8 protein-coding genes are annotated in these 9,294 nt (G+C 34.6%); 6 read left to right on the top strand and 2 right to left on the bottom strand.

Features of this window, described 5'->3' with window-relative positions; genetic code table 11:
- Positions 1-88 precede the first annotated feature (88 nt).
- The 4 genes from ACR0QS_RS07980 to ptsP all read left to right on the top strand — a co-directional run bounded on the left by ACR0QS_RS07980 (position 89) and on the right by ptsP (position 4,464).
- Positions 89-1,477: an HD domain-containing protein gene (locus ACR0QS_RS07980; RefSeq protein WP_432632914.1), complete on the top strand. Its 1,389-nt coding sequence runs from the start codon at positions 89-91 to the stop codon at positions 1,475-1,477.
- 29 nt (positions 1,478-1,506) lie between these two features.
- Positions 1,507-2,280, top strand: a complete 774-nt coding sequence (locus ACR0QS_RS07975; RefSeq protein WP_432632913.1) for a type III pantothenate kinase — start codon at positions 1,507-1,509, stop codon at positions 2,278-2,280.
- Positions 2,281-2,404: 124 nt separating this feature from the next.
- Positions 2,405-2,671: an HPr family phosphocarrier protein gene (locus tag ACR0QS_RS07970; protein ID WP_432632912.1), complete on the top strand. Its 267-nt coding sequence runs from the start codon at positions 2,405-2,407 to the stop codon at positions 2,669-2,671.
- A 32-nt stretch (positions 2,672-2,703) separates the two neighbouring features.
- A complete protein-coding gene (ptsP, locus tag ACR0QS_RS07965) occupies positions 2,704-4,464 on the top strand; it encodes a phosphoenolpyruvate--protein phosphotransferase (RefSeq protein ID WP_432632911.1) in 1,761 nt (586 codons plus the stop codon).
- A 102-nt stretch (positions 4,465-4,566) separates the two neighbouring features.
- Here the strand turns inward: ptsP and ACR0QS_RS07960 are convergent, their stop codons facing one another.
- Positions 4,567-6,033 (bottom strand): S41 family peptidase, encoded by a 1,467-nt coding sequence (locus ACR0QS_RS07960; RefSeq protein WP_432632910.1) that lies wholly within the window; start codon positions 6,031-6,033, stop codon positions 4,567-4,569.
- Positions 6,034-6,122: 89 nt separating this feature from the next.
- A complete protein-coding gene (locus tag ACR0QS_RS07955; RefSeq protein ID WP_432632909.1) occupies positions 6,123-7,136 on the bottom strand; it encodes an alpha-hydroxy-acid oxidizing protein in 1,014 nt (337 codons plus the stop codon).
- A gap of 144 nt (positions 7,137-7,280) precedes the next feature.
- On the opposite strand from ACR0QS_RS07955, the gene yajC reads away from it, so the two are divergent.
- Both yajC and secD read left to right on the top strand, forming a co-directional pair.
- Positions 7,281-7,694 (top strand): preprotein translocase subunit YajC, encoded by a 414-nt coding sequence (yajC, locus tag ACR0QS_RS07950; RefSeq protein WP_432632908.1) that lies wholly within the window; start codon positions 7,281-7,283, stop codon positions 7,692-7,694.
- Between the two features lie 42 nt (positions 7,695-7,736).
- A complete protein-coding gene (secD, locus tag ACR0QS_RS07945) occupies positions 7,737-9,248 on the top strand; it encodes a protein translocase subunit SecD (RefSeq protein ID WP_432632907.1) in 1,512 nt (503 codons plus the stop codon).
- The last annotated feature ends 46 nt before the right edge of the window (positions 9,249-9,294 follow it).

Below are 9,294 nucleotides of genomic sequence, written 5' to 3'. Positions count from 1 at the left end.
TTTTTATTCTTAATATTAAAATTTGTAATTAATGTAAAATTGTATATACTATATGATTATAATTAAAAAATATTATCAGGAAAATAATTTGGAGAAAATTTTTACCAATATACCAGCTCCTATAAAAGAGATAGCGAGAATTTTAAATACGGAAGGCTTTCAATGTTTTTTGGTTGGAGGAGCGGTTAGAGATTCCATTATGGGATTTACTCCGAAAGAATACGATATAACTACAAATGCGAAACCCGAAGATGTTCAGAGAATATTTAAATATACGATTCCTACTGGGATAAAACATGGAACTATTCTTGTAATACTTGACGATATGCATGTGGAAATAACAACTTTCAGAAGCGATGGAAATTATAGCGATGGAAGGCATCCCGATAAAGTCGAATATACTGCAAGCATCGAGGACGATTTACCGAGAAGAGATTTGACTATAAACGCGATGGCTTATAATATTTTGGACGGAACTCTTATAGACATGTTTGACGGAATGAAAGACATTAAAAATAAAATAATTCGTTCGGTTGGAAATCCTTACGAAAGATTTACCGAAGACGGATTAAGAATAATGCGGGCGATAAGATTTGCTACAAGATTAAATTTCAATATAGAAAAAGAAACTTTTGACGCGATATGCCACTCTACGGGAATGCTTACTTCAATCGCTTACGAAAGAATAAGAGAAGAATTTAACGGAATTTTAATTTCGGATAATCCTTTTAGAGGAATAGAATTATTAAGAAAAACGGGAATACTCGCTTTAATAATGCCCGAACTTATGCAAGGATTCGGAGTCGCTCAAAACAGATTTCATAAATATGATGTTTATTATCATATACTTCATACTATACAGGCAGTCGAACCTCTCGAAACGGAAGAGCTAACTTTACTTGTTCGTTTAGCCGCTTTATTTCATGATATTGCAAAGCCTATGGTTCAAAAAAAAGTTTCAAAACAGGAAGAACCAGTATATTATAATCATGAAGTTGTCGGCGCAAATGTTGCAAAAAAAGTTATGAGAAGATTAAAATATTCTAACGCGGAAATAGATTTTGTTACTCTTTTGGTTAGACAGCATATGTTTTATTATCAGGATGAATGGACAGACGGAGCGGTTAGAAGATTCATGAAAGCGGTAGGAATAGAAAATATAAAACCGTTATTAAAATTGAGAGAAGCGGACAGACTCGGAAGCGGAAACAGAAAAGATAAAGAAAGCAAGGCGATACCTAAACTTTTGGCAAGAATAGATAAAATAATCGAAGAAGAAAACGCGATAACGGTTAAGGATTTAAAAATCAACGGAAACGATTTGATGAAAGAATTTAATTTAAAACCCGGTCCGATTGTGGGAAAAATATTAAATTATTTGCTCGATTTGATTTTGGACGAACCGAGCCTAAACGATAAAGAAAAACTTATGGAAAAAACGAAGCTTTTTTTGGAAAGCAATAATTTAAATAATTAATATTATATAATATTAAGAGGAATTAAAAAATGTATCTTATCGCCGATATAGGAAATACGAGAATGAAATTAGCCGTATTCGACAAAAGTCATAATCCGATTTATTTCAATGTCAACAGCTATAATATAAGGCATATACTTTCAGCGTTGAAAGAAATAAAAGAAAATTACAAAATAAATAAAGTTTTTTACAGCAGCGTTTGTTTTGATAGAAACGATATATTTGTCTCTTCGGTAGAAGATGTTTTGAAAAAAGATGTTTATAGAGTAACTCATAAAGACATAAAATTAAAAGGCAATTTATACGAGCCTAAAGATTCGGTTGGAATAGATAGAGTTCTTTCAACTTACGCTTCGATATGTTTTGAAGGTTATAACGAAAACGAAAGATACGCTTCAATAGTTATCGACATGGGAACGGCAACGACTATAAGCGTCATGACTTCCGATTTAATATTTTTAGGCGGCATGATAATGAGCGGAACAAAAACGAGCTATAAAGCGTTATCGAGCAGAACTTCTTTGCCTTATTATGAAATGGGACCGATAGATTCTATTCCAAATCCTCTTAATACTAATATAAAAGACGCGATTATGTCGGGAGCGATATATAATACTATAGGAAGCGTTCATTACGGCGTAAACGAAACTAAAAAATATATTAAGGAAAAATATAATCTAAAAAGCAAAATATTTTTAACGGGCGGAATATCGAATTTAAAATTATTAAAATGCAAAATATATCCTTATTTGGTAATGCAGGGAACTTATTTTAATATGATTGATAAAAAATTCGGCAGATAAAATAATATAAAGAATAAAATTTTATAATTATTGTCTAAAGTAATCTTTAATATTTCCAAATTTGACAAATAATAAAAAATGGTTATACTTTAAAGTATAATTAAATCAATCAAGGAGATATTAAATGACTACAGGAAAAATTACAATACAAAACGAAACGGGACTTCATGCAAGACCTGGAAACGAATTCGTTACATTTATAAAAACATTGACAGGCTGCAAAGTGGAAGTTGAAAACGAAGCGGGAAAAAGAGTTAACGGTTCTTCTCTTTTAAAAGTTTTATCGCTTGGAGTTAAAAAAGGTTCTGTTCTTACCGTTTACTGTGACGGAGAAAACGAAGCGGAAAATTTAAAGAAGATAGAAGAATTTTTAGCAAATTTAAAAGATTAAATAACTAGAATTTATTTTTGGAAAATTATATTATGGAAAAAAGAATCACTGGAATAGCCGTATCCCCTGGAATAGCGATTGGGAAAGTTTATTTATTTGAAAAAAAAGAAATTGAAATAAATAAATGTCCCTGTAAAAATCCCGAAGAAGAAAAAGCGAAACTTATAGAAGCGAGAAACAAAACAAAAGAACAGCTGCAGAAAATAAGAGAGAATACGGCAAAAAAAGTTTCCGAAGAAAAAGCGGCGATATTTGACGCACATATAACTTTGCTCGAAGACGAAGATTTGCTTCAGGAAGTAAACGATATAATAACGGATGAAAAAGTTTCGGCAGATTATGCTTTATCGAAAGGAATAGAAGTTTACAGACAGATATTAAGCGATGTTCAGGATGAATATTTGAGAGAGAGAGCGGGCGATTTGGCGGATATAGCGGACAGATGGATTAGAAATATATTGGGCGAGACGATAGTCGAATTATCCGATATTCCTAAAAATTCAATAATAATCGCGAGAGATTTGACTCCTTCCGACACGGCTAATTTGAATTTGGAAAATACGCTCGGTTTTATCACGGAAATTGGAGGCAGAACTTCACATACTTCGATTATGGCAAGGTCACTCGAAATTCCAGCAGTTGTTGGAATTGGAAGCATAATAAAAGACATTAAAGATATTAAAACAAAATCGGATATAACAATAATACTTAACGGAAATACGGGCGGAGTAATTATAGAGCCTTCCGAAAAATCAATAGAAGAATGCGAAAAATTAAAAGTAGAGTTCGATAAAAACAGAGCTTTATTAAAAGAATTTGCCCATAGAGACGCCATCTCAAAAGACGGAACTAAAATCAGAGTTTACGCAAATATCGGTTCTCCAGCGGATTTGGGAGGAGCTTTGAAAAACGGAGCGGACGGAATAGGGCTTTATAGAACGGAATTTTTATTTATGGAAAATACCGACTTTCCTACCGAAGAAGAACAGTTTAAAGCGTATAAAGAGGTTGTCGAAGCTATGAGCGGACATACAGTTACAATTAGAACTATGGATATAGGAGGCGATAAACATTTGCCTTATTTGGACATGCCTGTTGAAGAAAATCCCGCTTTGGGCTGGCGAGCTTTAAGAATTTGTTTGGATAGACAATCGATTATAAAAACTCAATTCAGAGCTTTACTCAGAGCATCCGCTTTCGGAAAAGTAAAAATAATGCTTCCAATGATAGTTTCGTTGGAAGAACTGCGAAAAGCTAAAGCGATATTTAACGACTGTAAACTCGAACTTATGAAAGAAAATGTAGCTTTTAACGAGGCTTTGGAATTGGGAATAATGATAGAAACTCCATCGGTTGTATTCAAATCGGAAAGTTTTGCAAGAGAATCCGATTTCTTTTCAATAGGAACTAACGATTTGACTCAATACACTTTGGCTGCGGACAGAGGAAACGAAAAAATCGCTTCTATTTGTGACCCTTATAATCCTTCCGTTTTAATCGCTATAAAAATGGCTATAGACGGCGCTCATTCAAGCGGAATCATTATTTCTATGTGCGGAGAACTTGCGGGAGATTTGCTTGCCGTTCCTTTGCTTTTCGGACTCGGACTCGATGTATTTTCTATGTCGGCAATATCGATTCCAGAAGTTAAGAAAATGATTATATCGTTGGATAAACCAGAATGCGCTATGCTTGCCAAAAGAGTTCTTTCGCTTTCCACTTCCGAAGAAGTTAAAGCGGAATTACTACGATTCATGGAAATTCATGAAAGAGGCGAGACAATAAGCTATTAAGTTAATTTTAAAATTAGATATTTTTAGATATTTAAAATTTAAAGAGGCTATTTATTTCTAAATAACCTCTTTATTTTATTATGATTAAGTTAAATGGCTCTTTTATTCTTCGCTTTCGTTAGACCAGTTTTCTCTCGGTTCTTCTTTATCCTGCGGAGGTTCTTTTCCCGTTTCAAGATAATTGATAGCGGCTTTTAATTGTTTATCGTATCGCATATCTACTATTTCGTTATAATTACCCAAATTGCGTTCGTTATAAATTAATCGTTCTAATAGATAATCGCTCGGAATAATATTTTTGTCTCTCAATTCTTCTTTGAATCTAGGCAAAGCCGAAGCGTCCGAACTTTCGTTAGGGTATCTTTTTACATAAGAAGATATTTGTCCACCTTTTCTCAACTCCGTTAATGCGGTAATATCGGAACTGCTTAATTTTTCTTCCACAACCACATAATCGGGAGTTATTCCCTTTCCATGAAGTCTTCTGCCGTTTGGAGTATAATAATGGGCTACGGTAAATTTGAAAGAAGTATTGTCTCTCGAATCCAACGGAAGCACATATTGAACGCTAAACTTTCCAAAAGTTGTCTCTCCCAAAAGTTTCGCTCTGTTATTATCCTGCAATGCTCCAGCGAGTATTTCCGAAGCCGAAGCGCTGTATTGATTAACCAAAACGAGCATATCGCCTTTAGTCCATTCGTCTCCTTTTCTTGAAGCGAAATAATCCTGATTTTCGTTTCTCGTTCTTCCTCTCGTATAAACTATTTTTCCGTCTGATAAAAACTCTTCGACTATATTTATTGCCGTATCGAGTCTTCCGCCGGGATTATTTCTCAAATCCAAAATCAATTTTTGCATTCCGCTTTTCTTCAAATCTTTAAGCGCCGTGTCGAGTTCTTTTGAAGTGTCGTCTCCAAAAGTAGTAATTCTTATATACCCGATAGTATTGTCAAGCATTTTATATTTTACGCTTTTTATTTCTATCAAGGCTCGAGTCAAAGGATATTCGATTGAATCTGGAACTCCGTCTCTTACTATAGTCAATGTTACTTTAGTTCCTTCTTTTCCTCTCATTATATTTGCCGCCGTATCAACCGCCATATCTTTGGTGCTTTTTCCGTCAATCGCCGTAATTATATCGCCAGGCAGTATTCCCGCTTTTTCTCCCGGTCCATCCTCTATAGGAGCGACAACCAAAAGTCCTTTATCGGGCTGTTTGGAAATTGAAAGTCCGACTCCGCCGTATCTGCCCGACATTTCCGTATTCAAAGCCTCGTTTAATTTTTCGTCAAGTAAAAAAGTAAAAGGGTCTTCCGTTGCTTCGAGCATTCCTTTTATAGCGCCATACATCAATTTTTTTGTAGTTACATTATTCGTATCTACGAAATTCTGCTGAAGCGTGGCGAAAACTTTTTGAAACAATCTGCTGTAATAATAAAAATCGTTATCCGACTGCGCTCTTCCCTGCTGAGCGATTGCAATCGAAGGACTTTTAAAATTGAAAAACGAAATCGCCAACACAAAAATTAGTAAAAATATCCATAAAGCTCTTTCTTTGTTTTTTATCATAATCTGCTTTCCTTAATAGTTAAGTTTTATATATAAAATCTATTATATCATAAAATGTAAAAAATCATATATAAAAATTTGATGTAAAATTAAAATCTCACTATATCTCTATTGATTTCTTTCAAACTATGAACTCCGCACATCGTCATAGCGTCTTCCAATTCCGCGCCAAGTTGATTGATATAGGATTTTACTCCTTTCTCTCCGCCTCCGTATAAAGCTATAACGAAAGTCCTTGCTATAACGACTCCGTCCGCTCCAATTCCCAGCGCTTTCAATATATCCGCTCCGCTCCTTATTCCGCCGTCAACTAGAATTTTTATAGTTCCTCCAACGGCGTCAACTATCTCGGGCAAAACTTCAGCCGTAGAAGCGCACTGGTCTAAAACTCTTCCGCCATGATTTGAAACTATTATAGCGTCCGCTCCAGATTCTCTCGCCTTAATCGCTCCCTTTGCCGTCATTATTCCTTTGATTATAAAAGGGCGTTTGGCGATTTCTTTTATCTCTCTTAATTCTTCAATAGTTTTGCTTCCAGCCTTCGGAGTCAAATTTTTCAAAAACGGAAGTCCCGCTCCGTCAATATCCATAGCTACCGCAAAAGCGTTCGAGTCTGCCACTAATTTCATTTTTTCTTTTATAATATCAATATTCCATGGTTTAACCGTTGGAATTCCCATGCCGTTTTGTTCTTTTATCATAGTTGTAGCGGCAATCATTACATTTGGATTAACTCCGTCTCCCGTGAAAGCGGCAATTCCCGAATCGTTGCAGGATTTTAGCATTATATTATTATATTCTTCTTCCGTATATTTGTCGCCGTAATGCAATTGAACCGCTCCGACTGGTCCCGCAAATATCGGATATTTAAATTTTTTACCGAATAATTCAAAAGAAGCGTCTATATCTTTATTTTCGGCGATAGTGTCCATATTGAGTCTTATCTCTTTCCATTTATCATAGTTTCGGATAGCGACATCTCCTATTCCTTTAGCGCCAGGTCCGGGCATAGAATTTTTACAAACTTTTCCGTTGCATATAGGACAGGCTTTACAAAAACCCATGCAGTCTTTCGCCACTTCAATAATTTCTTTATAAGTCATAATAAATCCTTAAAAATATATTAAAAATCTTAATTAATTATTTTAAAAAAATCAAAATAATTTAAAATAAAATATTGACATAAGTATAAATTATTGATACTATAATATATTATTAAAATATTTAAATAAAGAGGTAATTTAAGAATGTTCACAGCCACATTATACGCTCAAGGCGGGCAAGCTGCAGGAGGAAGCCCTTTAGTGTCTATAGGAATGATGGTAGCAATATTTGCCATATTCTATTTTTTACTTATAAGACCGCAAAAAAAACAACAACAAAAATTGCAGCAAAGCATAGCAAGTTTGAAAAAAGGCGATAAAATTATAGTTTCGGGCGGAATAGTAGCCGAATATGTTTCCGATAAAGAAGGTGGAAGAGTAGCGATAGTTAAATTGGGAGAGAATACAAAAATTGAAATAATCAAATCTTCAATCTCGGCAGTCGTTACCGAAGAGATGTTAAATCCTCCGAAAAAAGAAGATAAAAAAGAGGATAAGAATCAATTAAAAGAAGATTTGGAAAAAGCCCAGCAGGAAGAAGAAAATAAAAATAATTAAAAATGTTTATAAAATAAAAAAATAAAATTTTAGGAATAGAATATGAGTCATAATTTAAGATTAGCTTTCATTATAATAGGACTTGCCATTATGGGATGGTTTATAGCTCCAACTGTGAGATGGTATTTCTTTACATCAGCCGATAAAAAAGAAGATAGCAATTTATCTTTGGACGATATGATTGCCGAAGGTTATACGAAAGAAGATATAGACAGAGTTCAATCTTATAAAAGATTAAGAAACGAATCGGTTAATATGGGACTCGATTTGCAAGGCGGAATAAGAATAGTTTTGCAGGCGGATTTTGAAGAATATGCAAACCGACTCGAAAGAAATGTTTCATCTTTAAGCGCCGAAGAAAAAAACGAAGCGATGGACAGATTAATCTCAAGATTGAGAGGAAGAATAGACCAATTCGGAGTGAGCGAAGTCGGAATAAGAAAGCAAGGCGAGGATAGAGTAGTAGTCGAACTTCCAGGTGCGAGGGACCCCGACAGAATAAAAAGCGTGGTTTTGAGTCAGGGAGCTTTAACTTTTAATTTGGTTGACGAAGAATCTACCGCTTTAATAAACGAAGACGATATGGTTATGGGAGTTTTTACTAATTTTGCAAAAGTTCCAGAATACGGAAAACAATTATATTTTTATAGCGAAAAAGACGATTTCGGAAGAAGAATAAGAGGAGCGCCAGTTATAGTTAATAAAGAGCCGTCACTTGAAGGAAATGCTTTGATAGACGCGAATGTTACGGGCGGAGAATTCGGCGAGGCAAATGTTTCTTTTGAACTAAATAACGAAGGAGCAACTCAATTCGCTTTGGTAACGGCTCAAAATGTAAATAGAATGCTTGCAATAGTTTTGGACGATAGAGTTATAAGCGCGCCAAATATAAATCAGGAAATCAGAGGCGGAAGAGGAGTTATTACGGGCAGATTTACTATAGAAGAAGCGCAGGATTTGGCAAGAATATTGAAAGAAGGAGCTTTGCCTTTGAATGTTAAAGTTATAGAGGAAGCGGTTGTCGGACAGTCGATAGGAGCGGACTCGGTAAAAGCGGGAACTACGGCTTTACTTATGGCTTTCATACTTGTTGCGATATTTATGATAGCGATTTATAGACTTTCTGGAGTTCTTGCCACGATAGCGATGCTTGTAAATATTGTTCTCGTTATAGCGGTTTTATCTCCGTTAAGATTTACTCTCACTTTGCCCGGAATCGCGGGATTGATTTTAACAATGGGAATGGCGGTTGACGCGAATATAATAATATTTGAAAGAATAAAAGAAGAATTGAGAATAAAATCAAATATTGCCGATGCGATAATTTCGGGTTATGACAGAGCTTTTTCTACTATATTTGACTCGAATATAACGACAATAATAGTTGCCTTAATACTTTGGATATTCGGAAGCGGTCCCGTTCAAAGTTTTGCGATTACTCTGTTTTTCGGTATTTTGATAAATCTGTTTACGGCGGTATTTATAACAAGATATATTTATGAAGAGATTATAAGAGCGAAAATCGTAAAAAAAGCGGGTTTTTTCTTTATATAAAAAATAAAATATAATAATCTAATTAATAATAAAATAAGGATTTGTA

The sequence above is a fragment of the Brachyspira sp. genome (assembly GCF_050873525.1).
Lineage (GTDB): Bacteria > Spirochaetota > Brachyspiria > Brachyspirales > Brachyspiraceae > Brachyspira.
The sequence above is the reverse complement of the archived record's forward strand: the minus strand, read 5'-3'. Positions and strand labels throughout refer to the sequence as shown.

Coding starts and splice junctions, on each gene's coding strand:
- ACR0QS_RS07975 (WP_432632913.1), top strand. CDS start 1,507: ATGTATCTTATCGCCGATATAGGAAATACGAGAATGAAATTAGCCGTA.
- ACR0QS_RS07970 (WP_432632912.1), top strand. CDS start 2,405: ATGACTACAGGAAAAATTACAATACAAAACGAAACGGGACTTCATGCA.
- ptsP (WP_432632911.1), top strand. CDS start 2,704: ATGGAAAAAAGAATCACTGGAATAGCCGTATCCCCTGGAATAGCGATT.
- ACR0QS_RS07960 (WP_432632910.1), bottom strand. CDS start 6,033: ATGATAAAAAACAAAGAAAGAGCTTTATGGATATTTTTACTAATTTTT.
- ACR0QS_RS07955 (WP_432632909.1), bottom strand. CDS start 7,136: ATGACTTATAAAGAAATTATTGAAGTGGCGAAAGACTGCATGGGTTTT.
- yajC (WP_432632908.1), top strand. CDS start 7,281: ATGTTCACAGCCACATTATACGCTCAAGGCGGGCAAGCTGCAGGAGGA.
- secD (WP_432632907.1), top strand. CDS start 7,737: ATGAGTCATAATTTAAGATTAGCTTTCATTATAATAGGACTTGCCATT.